We start from the raw sequence: 19634 nt of genomic DNA, 5'->3' as shown, positions 1-19634 counted from the left end.
AAAAAAAAAACACGCCTAAAATACCTAGGCCTTTCACAAATATCTTAAACTTTCTTTTCGGGTAGGCCCCCCTCTCTAATGTTTTTTCGGGGTTCCTGGCGGCCGGCCTTGGCACCCCCCGCGCCCCACCGATGGTTTTCCTCCCCTTGGCGGTGGGTGGGAACCACCTGGAATCAGTTGTCATGCCCGATGCTGCAAATGATAGTTTTGCCAGGACGAGGCTCTGCTGGGTGCAGGACACTCCAGCCTCAACGAAAATCCTCCATGTCCACTCAAGATTCCGCGATTACCAAAAAGGCTGCCCATGATTGCACCTATGGACGAATATCGTTCCCTCGGGGCTTCGTGCACGCCTGGCCGACCGTCTAAAGAGCGGTACACATCGGTTCCAATAGTAACAATGCGTGTGTCGCGGCCACCGCAACAAGCAATTTCGGGTCCAAGTCCGCGACGTGATGCATCTGTCTGTTGATCTCGGCCTGGCATGTCGATCGCGGCAATCGACTTGCCGGCGCTTTTTGTGGCCGGAGGCGGAGCAATGGACTTGCAAATGCCGCCGCCATAACAGCGTCTTGTCCTGCTTAGTAGGGCGCGGGCACATCCGAGGCGTTGCGCAGGGCAGCATGTCGGGACTTGAATTCGCTCGAGCTGACGATGCCAAGGGCAATGCTATCACGCGTCATTGATCCTGCCCGCAACTGACGGGAATAGGTTTCGATGCCGTAACTGTCTGCGGGGCGATCCAGCAGCATCAGGTAAAGAAAGCCGATATAGGCTCGGTCGGTAAGGCCAATCGTGGCATATTTGGCCTCGAATTCGTCGGAGCGGAACATTTCCATGATCACGGCAGTGAGCGTGGCGTCTCCGTTCTCGAGGGCTGGCGACCACCGATCCAACCCTGCGGCATCGCCATCATGGCCAAGGACGAGGCAATAGGCAAAATTTATCTGATGGACATAGGTGAACCGGCCGGCAAACTTTGCTTCAGGGGCGCAATCTCGGTGTGGCTTGGGCAACGGCTGCGGGCCACGGGTAATGTCGCGAACAGCCATGTAGGCAGGCTTTGGTTCACCGGCTATCCATTTGCCGTTGTTGTTCTTGCTAAGTCGAACCAGCCCCATATTGGCTTCGAAGCTCGGCGCCCAGTAGGTCTCATCCAGCAACTCGTAGATGTGCGCCGCTTCGACTTTGTACGTATCCTGGAGTTCGCGAAGCCGTGTCATTGCCTGTTTGACGCCGTCGGCCTGCTGCCGCTCGCTGTGCTGACTTCCGTAGGGGTTGTTGAATTCGGTGACCCAGATGGGTTTGCCGTAGGCGGAAATCTCGTGGAAAGCCCATTCCGGATCTTCCCCGTACATGTGCCAGACCGAGATGTCCCAGGCGATTCCGTCCTGTTTCATCCGCGCGAAGGCGCCGGTATGGCCCCATCCAGCCGTACCCATTGCCTTTTTGATGCTCGGGTCAACTGCTGTCATGCCGTCGGACAGGCCCTTGAGGGCAGCGCTCACCTTCACCCAACGCGGACCGTAGTAGTCGAGCGCTCCGGTTCCACCTGCAGGCCCCCAGCTGCATGGATATTGTGATCCGTCATCGCGTTTCTCGCAGGGCTTTATGATGGCATAGATTTCCATCTCATTGCCGAGTTCCCAAACGCGGATATCGTTCTTGAACCTGCCCCCAAGGACGACCGCCAATTGCCGGGCCTGACTATAGAGTTCTTCCGGATCGCGCTTGTCCAGGTCTAGTCCCGGCGTGATCACGGGGAGTATTTCGATCCCTCTTTCTTTACCGGCCTTCACGACCCGAGCAAGGGTATCTCCTTGATCTGCGGCGGTGATGTTGACCCGGTATGATTTGAGACCGAGGTTCTTGACGAAATCGAGTTGTTTTTCGATCGGAACATCCGGGTAGGAAATCACCGGATGGCCGTTCACGCCCCAGAGCAAATCGGCGGATGCGGGCGCCGATGCTATCAGCAACAAAGCAGTCGCGGCTGCGAAACGAAACGACATGGCGATCATGCCTCCCTGCACGACGATCAATATTGGGATTGTCGGAACTGCGGGACACGGGAGCAATTGGTCAAAATGGATATGGGAAGCTTCGCGTTACCTCCTTTGGAGGCTACAACCTAGCCATCAAGCGGCATGACCATTGGAGTGCCGCTGCCCCGATTCAGCACCCGGATGAGCGGGGGTGACTGCCGAGGATGACTCAAATTGATTGCGATTTGTGCGCTAACCAACGGGGTAACTGCGCTCGCGGTCAATTACCCGTGGACTTCCCCGAAATCGGCGTCGACCTGGATCATAAGCTCGAGATATTTCCAAGCGATCCAGCGCCAGGAATAGCTGCTCGCCCTGGTATGGCCCTTGCCAACCATTCGCTTGCGCATATCTGGGTCGACCGCTAGCTGGCGAACGTTTTCGACCCATGATTGGACGTCGTCCGGATCGGCATAGAGTGCGGAATCTCCGCAGATTTCAGGCAAACAGGGCGAAGTCGAGGCTATGACCGGGCAACCCGACGCCATAGCCTCGATAGCGGGCAACCCAAAGCCTTCGATCCGTGATGGAAACAGGAAGCAGAGGGCGCCTTCAAGCGCCTTTTTGAAGTCGTGATCGCTTATGCGCCCAAGAAGGATGATGTTCGCCGGCATTTTCGGGACGTGCCGCAAGACCGTGGTTTCGTCGATGTCACCCGGCATCCACAGATCGAGGCCCATCTCATCTAGAAACGATGCGAGCTTAGCGAGAAGCCCCATGTTCTTGTATTCTTGATCCCGCCGGCCGAGGCAAACGACATATGGCCTGCCCCGATTGACAGCCAAGGATGATATCGTCGCGTCCCACTTCTTAGCATGGTCGCTGCCGTTGTAGGTAACGACAATGTTCTCCTCGCGCGCTATGCCGAACGCGACCAAATGACTGCGGGAGAGTTGCGAAACCGTAGTGATCCGTGCAGCCCGCCTGCCCAGCAGCGGAAGGATCAGGCGGTGAGCCCAACGGAACCCTCGCCCGTAGCTCGACGGCATCAACCTTGTATGCATGTCGTGGATGCATGCGATCTGGCGTCTCAGCACGACCGGTGCGAGGTTGCAAAAGCTCACCAACCCTCCCGGCACATGCCAGGGCAACTGCGCCTGTACCCAGAACTGGGGAAGTCGAGGCCTGTTGAATTCGGGGACGACCCGCACCGCGATTGCCTTCAGATGAAGAGGCTCGGCAGGCTGGCGCGGCACCACGAGATCGATCTCAAGGTCGCGACCCAAGGGATGCCCTTCGGAAATAAGGGCGTCGAGAGCCATCGTCACCTCGTGGGCGTAACGCGCTATCCCATTGCGTCGAAGCGTAGTGAAATCGCCGTTTATCGTCCACCGCCGCTTTGGCGGCACTAAGTCCGCCAATGTCCGGCCCGGATGGCCAATCAGGTACTGCGAGCCTCCGGGAAGCGATCTTGCCACCACGGCGGCAACGCTGTGTCCGTTCAAATTCCCCGATTGCACCGCCGGCGCCGCATCGAACTCAGATTTGCCGATCATCACGTCCCCCGCCTTGCCGCCCCAACATCCAGACTAACACTCTCTGAACCGCAGCGACCCTCAAACGTTTGAGGTAGCTCCAACGCTCGCCCTCGCCTGCCTGGATGATGCTGCGCGCGTCCGCACGACCCAACGGCTGTGGTGACCCCACGCGCTGACGGTTTCAAACTAGGGACATGGAGAGGGTGACATGGCACGGCAGTGGACGATCAACGGGCGTTTCCTTTCCCAACCGACAACGGGCGTCCAGCGTTATGCCGGAGAGATCGTGCGTGCGCTGGACGCCCTGTTCGCCGAGCAGGCGCCGCTCACCCGTGGGCTGGAACTCAGGCTTCACTGCCCACCTGGCAGCTCAGACATCGCGATCAATTCCATCGAACGTTGCGAGATAGGCAGCAGGGGTGGGCACCTATGGGAGCAGACCCGGCTAGCCGCCTCTCTTCGGGGTGGCGGGCTCCTCAGCCTGTGCAATACCGGCCCGCTTCTGTCGCGCAAGCATATCGTCTGCATTCATGATGCAAATGTCTGGAATGCCCCACAGAGCTATTCACTTCGCTTCAGGACCTCCTACAAAGCGCTGCTACCCTGCCTCGGCAAGACGGCATGCAGCATTTCGACCGTTTCCAATTTTTCGCTAGGCGAGCTGGTTCGGCTGGGCATCGTTGCGGAGCAGAGGGCCTTCGTTGCCCCCAACGGTCATGAACATGTATTCCGATGGAAGCCTGAACATTCGGCGGCGACACGATTGGCGGCCTCGCGTGAAACAATCGTCATGATCGGCGGCGCCGCACCTCACAAGAATGTGAAGCTCATTCTCGATATGGCCGAGCGCCTTGGCAAGGCCGGACTGAAGATCGCGGTCGTCGGCATGTCGGATTCGGACATTTTCAAAACAGGATCAGCCAGAGCTGAAGCCCAAAATATCCATTGGCTCGGACGCATTTCCGACAACGAGTTGGCTGCTTTGCTGATGGACTCGCTTTGCCTGGCCTTTCCTTCGCTAACTGAAGGCTTTGGTCTTCCGGTTGTCGAGGCAATGGCGCTGGGCTGTCCGGTCGTCGTGTCCGAACGCGCCAGCCTGCCCGAGGTCTGTAGGAACGCAGCTCTTTATGCCGCTGCCAACGACCCGCAGGCGTGGTTCGACCGTTTCATGGGGCTGCGCAATTCCAAGGCGCTACGCGTGCAGTTCATGGGGAAGGGAAAAGCCAGAGCCTTGGCATATAGCTGGAGAGCGAGCGCCTTGCGCTACCTGCAGGCGATGGCTCTTGCCGACGGTATCGATCCAGAGACCAGGATAGTCAGGTTACGTGAACTCACGTGATCGTGTGAAGTGCCTGGACCGCTCCGATCGAGTCCAGCATGGCGCGGTCGAAATTCTCTTCGGAAAAGCGCTGCGCGTTCCGAGCGCAGGCCCGCGGGGTGATGAGGTGGCTGTTTTCCTCGAACCGTTTGACCGCTTCCTTGAGGTGATCGATGGTCTGAGCCTTGAACAGCACCCCCGTCGGCTCGGAATTTGACCCCAGGCTGCGCGCAATATCGACCGCGCCGCCTCTCCCGAAAGCGATCAGCGGCGTCCCGCAGGCCTGCGCCTCGGCGAGCGCGATGCCGAAGTCCTCGCAACCCGCAAAGACCATCGCCTTCGCTCGGGCAAGCGTATCGATATAGTCCCTGCGAGGAAGGAATCCCGAGAATGTGACGTTAGGACCTGCCAGCGCCCGCAGGCTGGCCGATTGCTGTCCTTCGCCCACTATGACCAGCCGTCGCGACGGCATCTCGTTGAAGGCCCTGATCACGAGGTCGGTGCGCTTGTAGGGGGCCAGGAAGGACGCCGAGACGTAGTAATCGTCCTTGTCCTCGACACAGGGCAGTTCCTTCAGCGAGACCGGCGGGAAAACAACCTTTGCGTCACGTCCGTAGATGTGGCGGATGCGAGAACGGACATAGTTGGAATTCGCCAGCATCAGGTCTGGACCGTGCGCGGTTCTCGTATCCCAGGTCCTCAGACGGTGCAGCATATAGCGGTAGAGTATTCCCTTCGGACCGAAACCGAGCTTGCCCTGCTCAAGATACGAGAATTGCTCGTCCCAAGCATAGCGGACAGGGCTGTGCACATAACACAGATGCGGCTGATCAGGCCTTGTGATCACGCCACGAGAAAATGCGGCCGACGACGAGATCACAGCGTCATAGCCGGTCACGTCGAACTGCTCGATCAGAAACGGGCAAAAGAAGAAGAGAGACCGGTAGAATTTCCGCACCAGAGGGATCCGGTTGGCCGGAGAGGCATGAAATTCCACGTCGCGGAAGTATTGCTCCTTCACCTCGGCCGGGAGGAAATCGAAAAGTGTGAATACCTCTGCATTGGGAAGCTGCTTGCAGATTTGCGCCAGAACTCGCTCGCCGCCCCGGAAATTTGGGCACCAGTCGTGAACGACCGCTATCCTGGCATATCTGTCGAAGTCGGGCGCCGGGGCAGCCGGAAACTCCTCAATCGGCATTTCGACCTTGGCCGCGATGGCCAGGTCGGAAGAACGTTCATGGAGCATGGTTCTCCCCTTTCTTTGAAGCCCGAGTTTCCGTTTTGTGCGGGGACCATCGCAAGTTGTCCGATCGATCACCGACCGCTGCCGGCGCGTATGCGCCTACCGCTTATGGTCGTGACCCGCTTGCAGGAAGTACGTCAAAAGCTGGTACTCGATGGGGTAGGCCGCGTTGGTCGCGCCCACTTTTATTCAAGCTGTTTGAGCTATCGCCTCATAATATGGTCAGGGGGAGCGACGCCTGGACGAAACATGAAACTTGCGGTGATTATCCCAACCCTCGGCCGCAGCGAGCAAGTAGCTCGCCTGCTCGGATATTTGGGCAGCCAGACAAGACTTCCCGACGAAGTCATATTGTCGGCACCCGACGCCACACACATCGACCTGCCGGACGGCTGCCCCTTCCCTGTGTCGAATGTGTTCGGTCCAAAAGGATTGGCTGCGCAACGCAACGCCGCTCTCGTGCCTTCATTGCGGCGCTTCGACATCATAACATTCTTCGACGACGATTTCGTTCCAGCCACCCAGTACCTGGAGCAGATCGAGCAGGCTTTTGCCGGAAATCGCGGATGGGCGGTTGTGATGGGCAGGGTCGTCAGAGACGGCGCCACCAATGCTGGTCTCACCTGGGACGATGCAGAGGCTGCGCTGAGGGAAGCCGAGGGCCTAAAACCGGATGGAGCGTCCGTGGTCGACCATGTCGGTGCCTATGGATGCAATATGTCGCTCCGCTCCTCGCTGGTTGGCGATTTGCGCTTTGACGAGCGCCTGGTCCTCTACGGCTGGCAAGAAGACATCGACTTCACAAGTCAAATGCGATCCAGAGGCCGCGTCGTATGCGTGACGTCGATCACGGGCGTTCATCTCGGAATCAAAACGGGCCGCGTCAGCGGAAAGCGGTTCGGCTACTCCCAGGTCGTCAATGCGATCTACCTGATAAAGAAGGGGTCAGTTCCAGCCTCTTTCGCACTGCCCCTTATGTTCAGGAACATTGCGGCCAACCTCGCAAAGAGCCTTTGGCCCGAGCCATATGTCGATCGCAGAGGTCGTCTCAGCGGCAACGCGCTCGCGATCCTGCATATCGCCATGGGGCGCATCGAACCCGAATACATCCTGAAGATCTGACGACGGTGAAGACAATGCGGAAATGGCTTTCAACAGCGGCAGGGATTTCATTGGCGGCAGCCTCTGTCTGTCCGTATCCGGCATCAGCCGTGGAGTACCTGCTTGGGCCCCAGGACAAGGTCAGGCTCAAAGTCTACGAATGGCGCGCATCGCGTGATGTGATCTTCGAGTGGGCGGCTCTCAACGACAGTTTCACTGTCGGTGCCGACGGGACTCTCTTCCTGCCATTTGTCGGGCAGATACGCGCGGAGGGCACCGCTCCTGGGACTCTCGCCCGCGCCATAGGCGATCGGCTGATGCAGCAGATGGGACTCGGCCGCCAGCCGGATGTCGCCGTGGAGATTGCCCAGTACAGGCCGTTCTATGTGGTCGGCAACGTCAAGCAATCCGGAGAGTTTCCCTACAGGCCCGGCCTGACAGTGCTGCAGGCGCTTGGGGTCGCCGGCGGGTTGCCGATACGCGAGGATGATGTGTCTCGGCTTGGACGAGAGTTCATCACGGCCCGGGGCGATGTCGGGCTGCTGGCTCTGAACAATGTCAGCCTGCTCGCACGCAAAGCGCGGTTGCAGTCAGAGCTGGCCGGCAGTGACGACATCGCTTTCCCCCCTGAACTGAGGGACAGGGTTTCGAACGAAACCGTTGCCCTTGCAATGAACCAGGAACGCAAGATTTTCGATATCCGAAAGGATGCACTGGCGACCCAGCTCCGTTCACTGCGAGACCTCAAGGACTTCCTGCAACAGGAGCTGGCCTCGCTCGAGCAACAGCTGACTTTCCATGACAAACAGATCGAGCTCATCCAAAAGGAGCTCGCGGGTGTCTCGAATCTCGTGCAGAAGGGCCTTGCGGTTGCACCACGGGAACTTGCGCTGGAGGGGACTGTCGCCCAGATGCAGAGCGACAGATTAGCGGCCGAGACCTCGATGCTGCGTGTCAGGCAGGAGATGAGCAAGACAGACATCGAAATACTCAACCTCAGCAATCAGCGTTCCAGCGAGGTCGCCGAGGGCTTGCGCGAAACACAGCAGCAGCTCAACGAGGTGACCAGCAAATCCGACACCGCAGTGCAGTTGCTGAGCGAGACGCAGGTCGCTGTGCCCGCTCTGCTGGCGCTAAGGCAGAGTGCGGCGAGGGCCAAGCCGATCTTCACCATTGTGAGGCCGAAAGACACCGGCACGGAAGAACTTGCTGCCCAAGAGACAACCCTTGTCGAGCCGGGCGATACCATCAAGGTCGAAATCCCCCTGCCGCAGTCTGGCTTGGACAGCTTGCCTGCAGCGGATGCAAGCGTCCAGGCGGACACCACTGCTGTTGGAACTACGAACTGACCAGATCCGCTTGGCGCGAACCAGGCCAGCATCCTGGCTCCGTCGATGCTCACCAGGACCGCCACCTGTTGCAGGTGGGGTTGGATGGCTGGGGCGTTAGGCATGGGGGCTGCGACCCAAAAATATGTGGCTCTACAAGTACCCCTTTTGCAATACCGCAAACAGCATTCCGAAGCACCGTATCTAGCACTTGCCTTGCACTCCTAGGCCGCCTATCAGTTGGCGCACGGTGGGGTCTCGGCCCCTGACGGAACTCCCCGCCGCGGCAAGCCAACTCCTTCTGCGGGTGCCACTGGAGATATCGGTGCTCACAAGCATACTGGCCGTATCGGTGGCAGGGATACTTCTGGGTCTACGCTTCAAGGCTGCCGCGCTGCTGGCAGCGACTGCAGTGCTTCTGATCGCAATCCTTGCCTGGAATAGCCTAGGTCTGTGGGGCCATGTGACTGGTGGCAAATCTCTGGTTTTGATATTTCTTTTGGCTTGCGCCTACCTCGCAGGCTTGTCTCTGTCGCACTACTGCAATCGAAACGAGAAGTGATCGTTCGACGTTTCAGGAGGCCCTGCCGACCCGCATGACCGCGACGATGGTCCTAAGCAAGATCACGATATCAAGCCAGATCGACCAGTTCCGCACATAGTGGCTGTCCAGCGCAACGCGGTTATTATAGTCCATGCTGCTTCTTCCACTCACCTGCCAAAGACCGGTGAGCCCCGGCCTTGCTGCGAGGTACTCTGCCTGATGCTCGCCATAACGCCTGAGTTCGTCCTCGACGATCGGCCTTGGGCCCACGCAACTCATGTCACCGCGCAGTATGTTGATGAGTTGGGGAAGCTCATCCAGGCTGGACTTGCGCAGCAGTCGCCCGAAAAGCGTAACGCGGGGATCGTTCCTGATCTTGTGGGTCTCTTCCCACTCCTTGCGTGCGTGGGCGTTGGACTGGAGATATGCCTTCAGAACCTCGTCCGAATTGGCGACCATCGAGCGAAATTTATAGCAATTGAATGAGCTTCCACCGAAGCCTACTCGCCTATGCGAGAATACGGCTGGACCGCCGGCCGTAACCTTGATCAACAGACCGACGACAATCATGACGGGCGCGGCCAAAACGAGCGCTGCGCCGGCTATGGCCAGATCCATGATCCGTTTGAGGAGGCCTCCAATCGGAGGGTTCGTCTTCCCGGTGAGGACACCCGGCAGCTCATTCAACACCGTTCCGGTGCTGGCGTAGTCACGCGCAGAAACAACATGCAGGATCGCCCTGCTTTCGATCGCGGCCGGCACAACGGGTTGGCTCCAAAGCGCCTCACCCTGGTGCTGCTTTTCGAAGGCGTTTGTCATGTGACGGTCGCTGTTTCTCGTTGATTAACTTCGACAGTCTTCCAAGGACGGAACGTGCCGGCAAGAAATGCAAAGGAGGTAGCGCGATACTCCGGGGGCTACCCCCTATCCTCACATATGATTGCTCTACACGCTTTGCCGGCTTCCGAAAGCGCTCTGCTTAGCGGCAACCCGACGGTGCTTGGACGTCATTACCCTCGCGTTCGCGAGAAGCACGCCAAGTATAGGCGTCCTGGAGGCCTGAAGTGTTCTCACGAGTTCCCGCAGTGCGTCGACGTGCGTCTTTCCCCACTCCGCAACCACCACGACACCGTCGAGCACGGATCCAACGACCAGGTCATCCGCCCCGGATTCAAGCGATGGCAGGTCAACGATGACGATATCATAAGCGGCCAACTCGTAGCCTGCCGCGTCCCCAGCAGTAACTTCAGAAAGGAAAACCTGCATGTTCCTTGGCACGAGCAGGTTCTTTGCATCCACGACGGAACTTGGAAGAACGTCGAACCGCCGCCCCAGAGCGCGTATGATATTGTGTCGAGCGGGATCCAGGCACTCGTTGCCCTGGACGTTTGAGTGCCCAATCAGTCTTGTGGTAATCGTCGATCTGCGAACATCAGCGTCAATCACCAACGTCTTTAGACCGGACATCGAATAGAGCGTGGCGAGGTTGCTGACAACGGAAGTCTTCTGACTGTTGTTCGAAACAGCGGTTAGTCCAAGAAACTTCACCGGATGGTTCGTTTCCGCCAAGCTGATTTCGGTTCGCGCTTTCCTTAGGCTCTGGCTGTATCGCGACCACGGATGCTTGGTCACTTCGTCGACGTTTCCGAATTCCCTGCGCCTGCTCGTGGGCGGTAGTTCTCCGACGCACTCTATTCCCAGATTATCGCGGATATGACGTGGCAATCGTATGGTCCAGTCGAACGAGTGCCGCGCGAAGGAAAGGCCAATGCCGAGAATGAGCCCTGCGACGCCAGCGAAGGCCAACACCAGCTTCGGTTTTGGAGCGCTTGGAAAAAGCGGCGGCGTCGCGGCAGTGATCACTCTTGCATCTGCAACCGGGTAGGATTGCTGGCTTACCGAATTGGTGTAAGCCTGCAGAAAGCTCTCATACATTTTTTGATAGGTGTCAGCAGTTACCTCGAGTTCTTCGAGAGTAGGTTCAGAATTAACGCCGCCACCGGCACTTGCACCACCTCCTACGCTATAATCGTGCCGAGAGCGAAATGCCTGCGCCCTTGCCATGGCCTCGTTCATCTGGGTGCGCAGCTGCTGAAGGCGTTTTTCCAACCATGCTCCACCTTCTCTTGCCGAATCGGCCTTGGTGTCGATCTGTTCATGCACGAAGGCGTCAGCCGTTGCATTCGCAATCTTGGCGGCGCCCTCCGGATCGGCGGAGGTGAAGGATATGTCTATCGCGTAGGAGACACCTACCCTTCGCACATCGAGGCCACTGAGGAAAATCAGCATGCTGAGACGGGACTTCTGGTAATCGGTCAGCTTTGCGGTCGACTCCGGAGCGCCTAAGCCGATATGCCCCCAGAGTGAGTTCAGCCGTGCGCTTTTCTCAAGCCCTAAAGCTTGCACCATTATATCATTGAGTTTCCTGAATCTTTCCTGCAACATCGGTGTCTCGGGGCGATTGAAACTCGTATCCTCAATCAATTTCAACTGATCAATTACCATCGAAGCAATCTTCTCAGATTGCAGTACTGCGATCTGACTTTCAATTTGTGCGGTGTCCAATGACAGATTTACTTCACCGCCCTCCTGCAAATGTTGCGGTAGCTTCGGTTCGATCAATATCTGGGCGCTGGCCGTAAAAACCGGATCGGTGGTCAAATCGTAGAACCATGCGACCAGGAGTGCCGCGGCAAGGCAGGCCGTAATTGTTCCGACATAATTTCTCAAAAACCCGGTTATGTCCGAGAGGCCGATGAATTCCTGTCCGACATTGGCCTGCTGATTGGTTGCCAAAGGCCATTGGTTGGCGAACAAGCGGTTCATTCAAACGTCTCCGGCGGGCATGGGAGAGTCCTTCGTGCACGCCGCCCGATACAGAGCTTCATGGCGTCCGCCCGATGTTCTCATAAGAGCCGGGGCCCGCGATCCCGGCTTCTGCAGAAAGACTACGCCGACGTGGGGGAAGGTAAACGCCGCCAATTGGCGTAGACCTACATCCTTTGCGAATGAAGAATGCGCGGCAGACCGGCCCTTATCCTGGCTAGAAATGACTTCTGCTGTTCCAGCAGCAACTCTCGTGCTTGGTTTGCCGCAAGATCGTGCGAGAGGATAACCAGTTTGGCTGAAAGACGTTCGCCCCTATCCCCGTTTTCCGTCGCCTCCAGGCAAAATGCGGCACAATCTGTCATTCGTTTCCGAGCTTGGCGAAGTCGTTCCGATTCCCTTTCGATCTCCGGCTGAATGAGGTCGAGCGCACGCGCCAAAGCCTGGAAACGCCTATCATCGACGTTCTTGTGAAAGGAGAATCCGAATGATGTCAGCGGCACTACAGAGCCACAATTGATGTTGGCGCCCGATACGGGCCTACCCCCACGATACGCGACCGCCATGCCTGGACGAGATATCCTTTCGATCATCGATCGGCACCACCTATTGGATGAAGCGGCACGAGCCGCGGGGTAGCGCTACCCGAATTCATGAAGGGGCCGAGGTTCGCGGCCATGCTAGGAATATTGGCGCAATCCCGGAGCGGTAGCCGTGACCCTAACAATAGTCGCCCAAGCCAGGCCAAACACATTCGCGTTCGAGAACAATGCTCTCATCAAAGCCACTGGCTTCCGGGAATATGATGCGCGGTGGTGGTTCGGCCACCCTGGCTCGGAGAAAGAGCCCGAGCTCAATTTGATGGGCGCCCAAGCACTGGGAATGGGTCTCGCCACTCTGATCCGCCGAATGGGGGTCGGCCCGGAGATCGTCACGGGTCACGACTTTCGCAGTTATTCAATGTCCATAAAGATGGCGTTGGTCTCAGGGCTGATGGCGGCTGGCGCACATGTCAAGGACATCGGCCTGGCGCTTTCCCCGACCGCCTATTTCGCCCAGTTCGCACTCAACGCTCCGTCTGTTGCGATGGTCACGGCTTCCCACAATGAGAACGGCTGGACCGGAGTTAAAATGGGCGCACAGAGACCGCTAACATTCGGTCCTGACCAGATGACAGCCCTCAAAGCGCTCGTACTGAACGGCGACTTCGATCTTGTCGGTGGCGGCGGCTACGAATTCGTGTCCGGATTTCGTGAGAGATACATCGACGACTTGACTGCCGGAAGGACGGCTCGACGCAAGCCGCGCGTGGTCGTGGCCTGCGGCAACGGGACGGCTGGCGCATTTGCGCCACAGGTGCTGAAGATCATCGGCTGTGACGTGATCCCACTGGACGTGGAGCTCGATTACACCTTCCCGCATTACAACCCCAATCCCGAAGACATGCAGATGCTGCATGCCATCCGGGACAAGATTCTGGAGACCGGTGCCGATTTGGGTCTCGGCTTCGACGGCGACGGCGACCGCTGTGGCGTCGTCGACAATGAGGGCACCGAGATCTTCGCTGACAAGGTCGGCGTCATGCTGGCGCGAGACATTTCCAGCCTGCATTCGCAATGCACCTTTGTCGTGGACGTGAAATCAACCGCGCTTTTCATGACGGATCCAGTTCTGGCGCGAAACGGCGCGCGCACGGACTATTGGAAAACGGGACATTCCTACATCAAGCGGCGGGTAGCCGAGCTTAACGCAATCGCCGGCTTCGAGAAATCGGGACACTTCTTCTTCAACCCGCCGATCGGGCGTGGCTATGATGACGGCCTTATCACGGCGATTGCTGTCTGCGAGATGCTCGACCGTAATCCGGGAAGGACGCTGGCCGAACTCTACCGCGCCCTGCCCGTGACCTTCGGCACCCCAACAATGTCCCCCCACTGTCCCGACGAAGTCAAATATGGCGTCGTCGACAAGGTCCTGGGCGACTTCATGAAAATGAAGGGGGACGGGACCGAGTTTGCGGGGCAGCCGCTTGTTGATCTGGTTACCGTCAATGGGGTGCGTGTCGTGGCTCAAGACGGCACCTGGGGTCTGGTCAGGGCTTCGTCGAACAAGCCCGAAATTGTCGTCGTCGTCGAAAGCCCCGTCTCGTCGGAGCGACGTCGACAGATGTTCGAGGCGATCGACGCCGTCCTGCGCCGCAATCCAGAGGTCGGAGCCTACAACCAGACATTCTGAGAGGAACTGAAGCATGGCACACCGGATCGTAAGTTTTGTTATGAGCGGCGGGGTCGGGTCCCGGCTGTGGCCGCTCTCGCGCGAAGACAATCCTAAGCAATTCCACGATCTCTCGGGGGATGGCTCTATGCTGGCGAAGACGGTTCGGCGCCTGAAGGCGTGGCCGGACAACGAAACGCCGATCTATCTGATAGCATCCGAACGCCATGCCGAACGCGTCATCTCCGATATTAGTTCGCTCGGTCTGAACGGGGGAAAGCCAATTTTCGAACCGCTGGGCCGCAATACGGCCGCAGCGGTCGCCATTGCGACACTGCAGACGATTTCGGAGCACGGCAACGAAGCGCTTGTGCTCGTGGTTCCCTCCGACCATGAGATATCGACCGAGACGCAGTTCTGGGAGACCGTTGAAGCGGGTATGCCCGCCGCCGGCTCGGGAAGCATTGTCGTGTTCGGCATCAAGCCCACTCATCCAGAAACCGGGTACGGATACATTGAGGTTGCGGCCAATGGTGACGGCGCAGCCGCGGTCTCACGCTTTGTCGAAAAGCCGAACATCGAGACGGCGCAAAAATATCTGTCGTCGGGGAGGTTTTACTGGAATGCTGGTATCTTTCTGTTTCGTGCCGACACCATGCGGAGGGCTTTGCTCGAGTTTCACCCGGAGATCTGGGAAACCGCCGAACGCGCCTTCAGCACTGCCAAGGTGGATGTGTCGGGCGTTTACCTGCCGCAAGGCTTCTACTCGGCTGTCCCCTCCACATCGATCGACTATGCAGTCATGGAACATGCGCGGGGCATCGCGATGGTGACGGCTTCGTTCCGCTGGAACGATCTTGGGTCGTGGCAATCCTTGCTGGAGGCCAGCCCCGTGGACGGAAACGGCAACGTCGTAATGGGCGATGTCGTCGCCATGGACTGCGACAACTCCTACCTCAGAAGCCAAGGTCGGCTGCTCACCGTCATAGGAATGAAGGATGTGGCGGTGGTCGCAACGCCGGACGCCATATTCATCGCCCCGGTCAGCCATAGTCAGAAGGTGAAGAAGGTCGTCGAGCAACTTGAGAAGAGCGGGCGCCTCGAGACGAAATTCACAGCGTCGGAAGACCGGATCATTGTCAGCGGATCATGGCGCAAGCGCGTCGAGCACTGGCTCTTCAACGAGACCCTTCCGCTTTGGTCAGACGCAGGCGTCGACAACGCGCATGGCGGCTTCCACGAAGCGCTCGGTTTCGATGCCAGGCCATTGGGCAAACCCAAGCGGATGCGCACGATGGCTCGCCAGATCTATGCTTTCGCTGTGGCCAAGGAACGTGGCTGGACGGGGGCCGCCGACAAGCTCATCGATCATGGTATAGACTTCATCGCAAAATACGGCCGCACAGATCGTGGAGGCTGGGTACGCACCCTCAATTCCAATGGAAGCGTAGCCGATCCGGCGGAGGATGCCTACGACCATTCCTGCGTGCTCCTGGCACTTGCTCATGCCTATCGCTGCGGCCACCAACCTGCCCTTCAGCTTGCACAGGAGACATTTCATTTCATCGATTCGCACCTTGAGGATGGGAGCTTAAATGGCTTCCTCGAGACACCAGGCTGGAACGGGGTTCGGTCCTCGAACCCACACATGCACATGCTCGAATCATTCCTTGCCTGGTACGCCGCAACCGGCGATCGCGCATATCTGCGTCGAGCGGCTCGCATCATCGATCTATTCCGCAGCCATTTCTTCGACCAGGAAAGTTGGACGCTGGGCGAATATTTCGATGCCGACTGGCTGCCGTTGCCCGGAGACAAGGGACAGTGGACCGAGCCTGGGCACCATTTCGAATGGGCCTCCCTGCTCGTCGACTTCGCGCGGGCAACCGGACAGAAAGATCTGGCTGCTTACGCGAGGAAACTCTACTCGTCGGCGGTCGCCAGCGGACTGAATCGAGCCACAGGGCTGGCTTATGCGGCCGTTTCGCGACAAGGGATGCCTCTCGACAGGCTCTCGCGCAGCTGGCCTCAATGCGAAGCCATCAAGGCGGCGATCGCGTTGGACAACATCGGTGGGCCTGATCTGAAACCCGAGATCGAAGCTCGCGTCGCGCGCCTTTTCAGATGGCATATCGATCCCGCGCCGCTTGGCCTGTGGATGGACAGGATCGACGAGCGCGGTCGGTCGCTGGCGACGGAGGTTCCTGCCAGCATCTTCTACCATTTGGTGACGGCATTGATGCAATATCTCGACAAGACTGAGGGGCAGGTTCAGGCGTTTCCGGGACTTTCTCTGAAAGCGGACAGCCTTGTTGCGAAGCAGAATTATGGTTGAAGAAAGCGACTGCTCATCGCGTCACAACGCGGCAGATCTTACTCCAAACAGGGAGTTTTCTCACCGTTCGCGCTGATGCGGTGGGAGGTACCGCTAATTCGGTATCTTCTTGCCTCTGTGTCACCATGGCAAACTGCGGTACCTTAAGCAGAGGCCGCGCCCACAAACACGAGGGTCTCCCGGCTTCTGGCGGCGTAAACTTATCAAGGTGTGGGAAGTAGAAGCTTTTTGTCCGGGCAGCTGAAGGGCGACGATGGCAAAAAAGAAATCGCGGGACAGGCGCAGTGGTGATCTCTTGAAGCTGCTTGCAACAAGACCTCGGGTAGTTGCGCTTGCAGCGCTGCATGTGAGTGAATCGGTCCTCTTGGAACTTGAAGCATCGGAGTTGTTATCTCCGGCGCAGATCAGGGGCCTGCTGCGGGATGCGTCCCTGACGTTGCGCAATGCCGCCGACCAGGCGGACAATCGGAGCTGTCTCGTTGCCAGTGAGATCGTTGAGTCAATGAGGGAGAATTTTAAGAGGAGTAAGTCATAGATAATACAAGCTCTAGGCGGCATCAATCGACCCGTGGCCTATTCCGATCCAGGTTTCGACAGGACATTGATGTCGTGGCACCTTCCTTTGGCGAGATCTGAAAGAACGCTCATAAGCTAAAATTTAATATGCATGATGAGTTTCAGGAAGGTACATAGGAGTTGGGTAGGGTTACGGATGACACAGGCTTCACGTTTTTTTTCGAGAGGAGATGAGCACAGTTTGTCATACGTTGGACTTAACGATGACGACGCCGCTCTGATCAAGACCCTCGGCTTCGCCGCGAAGCGGTATCTAGTCGACGCGGTAATCTTCAGCCAAGGTGACGACAACGATCGTATTTACGTCGTCGAGTCGGGTTGGGGGTGCATTTCCCATGAGCTTCCGGACGGGCAGCGACAAATTCTCGATTTTGCCCTGACTGGCGATGTCGTTCTGTCTCAATCACCTGGAAGCGGCTCTATTGGGACATTCGTAGCTCAAACTGAACTTTCATTGCTGGTAGCACCCACCAAGACATTGACGCTTGCCGCTATGAAATCGCCTCGTCTGTTCGCGTTCATCGTTGGAGCCCTCTTGCGCAATGGGGCGGTTATGGCTCAGCACCTTGCCAGCGCAGGACGACGCAACGCATTAGAGCGGACAGCACATTTGCTGCTCGAGCTGACAGCGCGTCTGCAACGAGTAGGCGCAGTTGACCGCAACGGCTTCGACTGCCCGCTCACCCAATACGACCTCGCTGACGCCCTTGGCCTTACTCCGATCCACGTCAATCGAATGCTGCGGGAACTTCGCGAGCGGAAGTTTCTCGAATTCCGGCAGGGCCATGTCCGCCTGCTCGATTACCGCGGTCTGGCGAAGTTCGCTGGATTCGACGGCGAATACATCAAGAGTTGAGCGCCGGGCGCCTTAGCCCTTGGAACCCTCGCTTTGGTAAAGCGCGCTCGAGCGCTGGACTGGCCGCAACGGAATTCCCGTTGGTGAATAGCTGCAGCGATGGAAAGAGAGTTGCGCCGAGCTACAAACCACTCCGAACCTGCCGCTCCGCTTAGGCAAGCTTTTGCGTGTTTCTTAAGCCTAGCAAGTAAGATCGGGCATAAGCTACGTCAGCCTGGATTAGCTGGCAATATGGCCTGCAGGTCCCACATTGCCGTTTGTTCGGAGTACGCCTGATACCAGTCACGCTTCGCCTCCTTCATTATTCGTTTGGGTGAATTCTTCTTATATAATCAATAGCACATAATCGTTGTCACCGGGCGCGAAGTGGATCCTGCCGGTCAGGTCCGGCGGCGTCTGCCGCTACCCCGCAGACTTCGGGCCGCACGCGCTCATTTGGCCGGGAGCGGAATCCGCGCAAGCGGCCCGACAGCCTGTTGGGGTGCAACTTGTCTGACCGTCGGGCCTCACCGGCTCCCTGGGTGGCGTTGCCGGCTGGAACGATGGTAATATTAGGACCTTCGAAGTAACACCTCTCAGAGCCGTTTTCCCCGGCTTTGTGGCACCCGGTGAAGTCCTGCTTGGCTTCTGGGCTAGCACTGGGGGCGGGTCGGTCGTCCTCAGCAATGCAGAGCTCGATCCGTTTGCTCAATCGGCTAATGTCGCTGCGTCGTCACAGAAGTCCGAACCGATAGAGCGCGCTGACCGCAAGTGGGCGGAAGATCGCACCATAACGCCCGGCTACGGGCTGACCCCAACTCTGCTTGTAGTCTTGCCCGGAACCGAGATCGAACTGGCGATACGCAGCGCTTGCCGCCCATTCGATCGAAGCCTGCATTATGCGGACACCGACCCAAAGGCCGTCGTATTCGGGGTCGCGAACGATGCATTGGCCGAGCACGGCACCGTCCTGACACATCAGGACGGTGCCGGCCGTGGGCCGATCGCCGTCGAGCAGGTGCAAGGTGTGGAACTGGATCGGACTGTCGGCGGTCTGCCGTTTCATGAAGGCGCGCCAGAACCGCAGACGATCCTCCGCGGCGACCGTCTCCTCGGCGTCGTTGCTTTCCCACACGCGGCTCCACTGGGTGCAGCACCATTCCAGGTCGCCCACATCGTCGACGCGAAGGCGCATGAACTCGTCGCAACGTTGGCGGGCCTTGCGCACATTCTTGCGGTGATTGCGGCTCCAGAGTGCCTCATAGTCGCCCTGCAGGTCGACGCGGTAGTTGTCTGGAGACCAGTAGGATCGCGGCTTGAGATCCACGACGCTCTTGTCGAGCCCCGCCTCGACCCGGACCTCGACACCCAGGGCGTGTAGCGCCCGACCAAGACCGGCGGGAGAGGACGTGGGCGCGATTACGCCAGAAAGCGATTGATAGGCGACGGGCTCCCAGTACCGGCGGCGGCGACGCAGCGAGATGAGCGCGGTCGGCCGGCCGCTCTCTGTCGCCAGGGCGTGGCGCTTCTGGACGCTCGTGGGCTGGGTGAGTTCACGATAGAGGTCATGGTCGCAGCCGGGAATGGCCGGCAGGACGTCCAAGGCTTGGTCGAGGGTCGAGTTCCAGACATCAAACCAGGCGATTTTGACGCCCCGCGAGGTTAAGGGGGTAACGATGCGGGCAGCGGAGATCACGGCGGGCGCGGCGAGATGGCCCAACGCACGCTTGAAATCCGAGCCGGCGGCTTTCGCGCCGGCAGAATCCATGGCGTCAGAGTGATTCATCACCG

The 19634-nt window shown here is 58.4% G+C and carries 14 protein-coding genes; 6 read left to right on the top strand and 8 right to left on the bottom strand.

What is annotated here, in order from left to right:
* The 3 genes from NKJ88_RS30790 to NKJ88_RS30780 all read right to left on the bottom strand — a co-directional run.
* On the bottom strand, positions 1-184 hold a 184-nt coding region (locus NKJ88_RS30790; protein ID WP_352446692.1), incomplete at its 3' end, for a hypothetical protein.
* 397 nt (positions 185-581) lie between these two features.
* On the bottom strand, positions 582-2021 hold the full coding sequence (locus NKJ88_RS30785) for a DUF4214 domain-containing protein (protein WP_502904780.1): 1440 nt from the start codon (positions 2019-2021) through the stop codon (positions 582-584).
* A gap of 248 nt (positions 2022-2269) precedes the next feature.
* A complete protein-coding gene (locus tag NKJ88_RS30780; protein ID WP_352446691.1) occupies positions 2270-3541 on the bottom strand; it encodes a glycosyltransferase family 4 protein in 1272 nt (423 codons plus the stop codon).
* Positions 3542-3731: 190 nt separating this feature from the next.
* Here NKJ88_RS30780 and NKJ88_RS30775 point away from each other — a divergent pair, with 190 nt between their 5' ends.
* Positions 3732-4862 (top strand): glycosyltransferase family 4 protein, encoded by a 1131-nt coding sequence (locus tag NKJ88_RS30775; RefSeq protein ID WP_352446690.1) that lies wholly within the window; start codon positions 3732-3734, stop codon positions 4860-4862.
* Here the strand turns inward: NKJ88_RS30775 and NKJ88_RS30770 are convergent.
* Complete coding sequence (locus NKJ88_RS30770) at positions 4855-6087, bottom strand: glycosyltransferase (protein WP_502897992.1); 1233 nt, start codon at positions 6085-6087, stop codon at positions 4855-4857. The two genes, NKJ88_RS30775 and NKJ88_RS30770, sit on opposite strands and share 8 nt — an antisense overlap.
* A gap of 246 nt (positions 6088-6333) precedes the next feature.
* On the opposite strand from NKJ88_RS30770, the gene NKJ88_RS30765 reads away from it, so the two are divergent.
* Entirely contained in the window at positions 6334-7206 is an 873-nt protein-coding gene (locus NKJ88_RS30765) for a glycosyltransferase family 2 protein (protein ID WP_352446689.1), read from the top strand.
* Between the two features lie 14 nt (positions 7207-7220).
* Positions 7221-8534: a polysaccharide biosynthesis/export family protein gene (locus NKJ88_RS30760; protein WP_352446688.1), complete on the top strand. Its 1314-nt coding sequence runs from the start codon at positions 7221-7223 to the stop codon at positions 8532-8534.
* 553 nt (positions 8535-9087) lie between these two features.
* Here NKJ88_RS30760 and NKJ88_RS30755 read toward each other — a convergent pair.
* The 3 genes from NKJ88_RS30755 to NKJ88_RS30745 all read right to left on the bottom strand — a co-directional run bounded on the left by NKJ88_RS30755 (position 9088) and on the right by NKJ88_RS30745 (position 12476).
* The gene (locus tag NKJ88_RS30755; RefSeq protein ID WP_352446687.1) at positions 9088-9876 is read right to left on the bottom strand and encodes a sugar transferase; all 789 of its coding nucleotides are present in this window, start codon (positions 9874-9876) and stop codon (positions 9088-9090) included.
* A 126-nt stretch (positions 9877-10002) separates the two neighbouring features.
* Entirely contained in the window at positions 10003-11883 is a 1881-nt protein-coding gene (locus NKJ88_RS30750; protein WP_352446686.1) for a GumC family protein, read from the bottom strand.
* A gap of 167 nt (positions 11884-12050) precedes the next feature.
* A complete protein-coding gene (locus tag NKJ88_RS30745; protein WP_352446685.1) occupies positions 12051-12476 on the bottom strand; it encodes a hypothetical protein in 426 nt (141 codons plus the stop codon).
* A gap of 121 nt (positions 12477-12597) precedes the next feature.
* Here NKJ88_RS30745 and NKJ88_RS30740 point away from each other — a divergent pair, with 121 nt between their 5' ends.
* The 3 genes from NKJ88_RS30740 to NKJ88_RS30730 all read left to right on the top strand — a co-directional run bounded on the left by NKJ88_RS30740 (position 12598) and on the right by NKJ88_RS30730 (position 17864).
* Positions 12598-14118 (top strand): phosphomannomutase/phosphoglucomutase, encoded by a 1521-nt coding sequence (locus NKJ88_RS30740; RefSeq protein ID WP_352446684.1) that lies wholly within the window; start codon positions 12598-12600, stop codon positions 14116-14118.
* A 13-nt stretch (positions 14119-14131) separates the two neighbouring features.
* Entirely contained in the window at positions 14132-16432 is a 2301-nt protein-coding gene (locus NKJ88_RS30735) for a mannose-1-phosphate guanylyltransferase/mannose-6-phosphate isomerase (RefSeq protein WP_352446683.1), read from the top strand.
* A 712-nt stretch (positions 16433-17144) separates the two neighbouring features.
* Entirely contained in the window at positions 17145-17864 is a 720-nt protein-coding gene (locus NKJ88_RS30730) for a Crp/Fnr family transcriptional regulator (protein WP_023697353.1), read from the top strand.
* A gap of 712 nt (positions 17865-18576) precedes the next feature.
* On the opposite strand, the gene NKJ88_RS30725 is transcribed toward NKJ88_RS30730, so the two are convergent.
* On the bottom strand, positions 18577-19629 hold the full coding sequence (locus tag NKJ88_RS30725) for a GNAT family N-acetyltransferase (RefSeq protein WP_352446682.1): 1053 nt from the start codon (positions 19627-19629) through the stop codon (positions 18577-18579).
* Positions 19630-19634: the final 5 nt, after the last annotated feature.

The organism is Mesorhizobium sp. M0016, from assembly GCF_040324035.1.
In the GTDB taxonomy this organism is placed as follows: Bacteria; Pseudomonadota; Alphaproteobacteria; order Rhizobiales; family Rhizobiaceae; genus Mesorhizobium.
The sequence above is the reverse complement of the archived record's forward strand: the minus strand, read 5'-3'. Positions and strand labels throughout refer to the sequence as shown.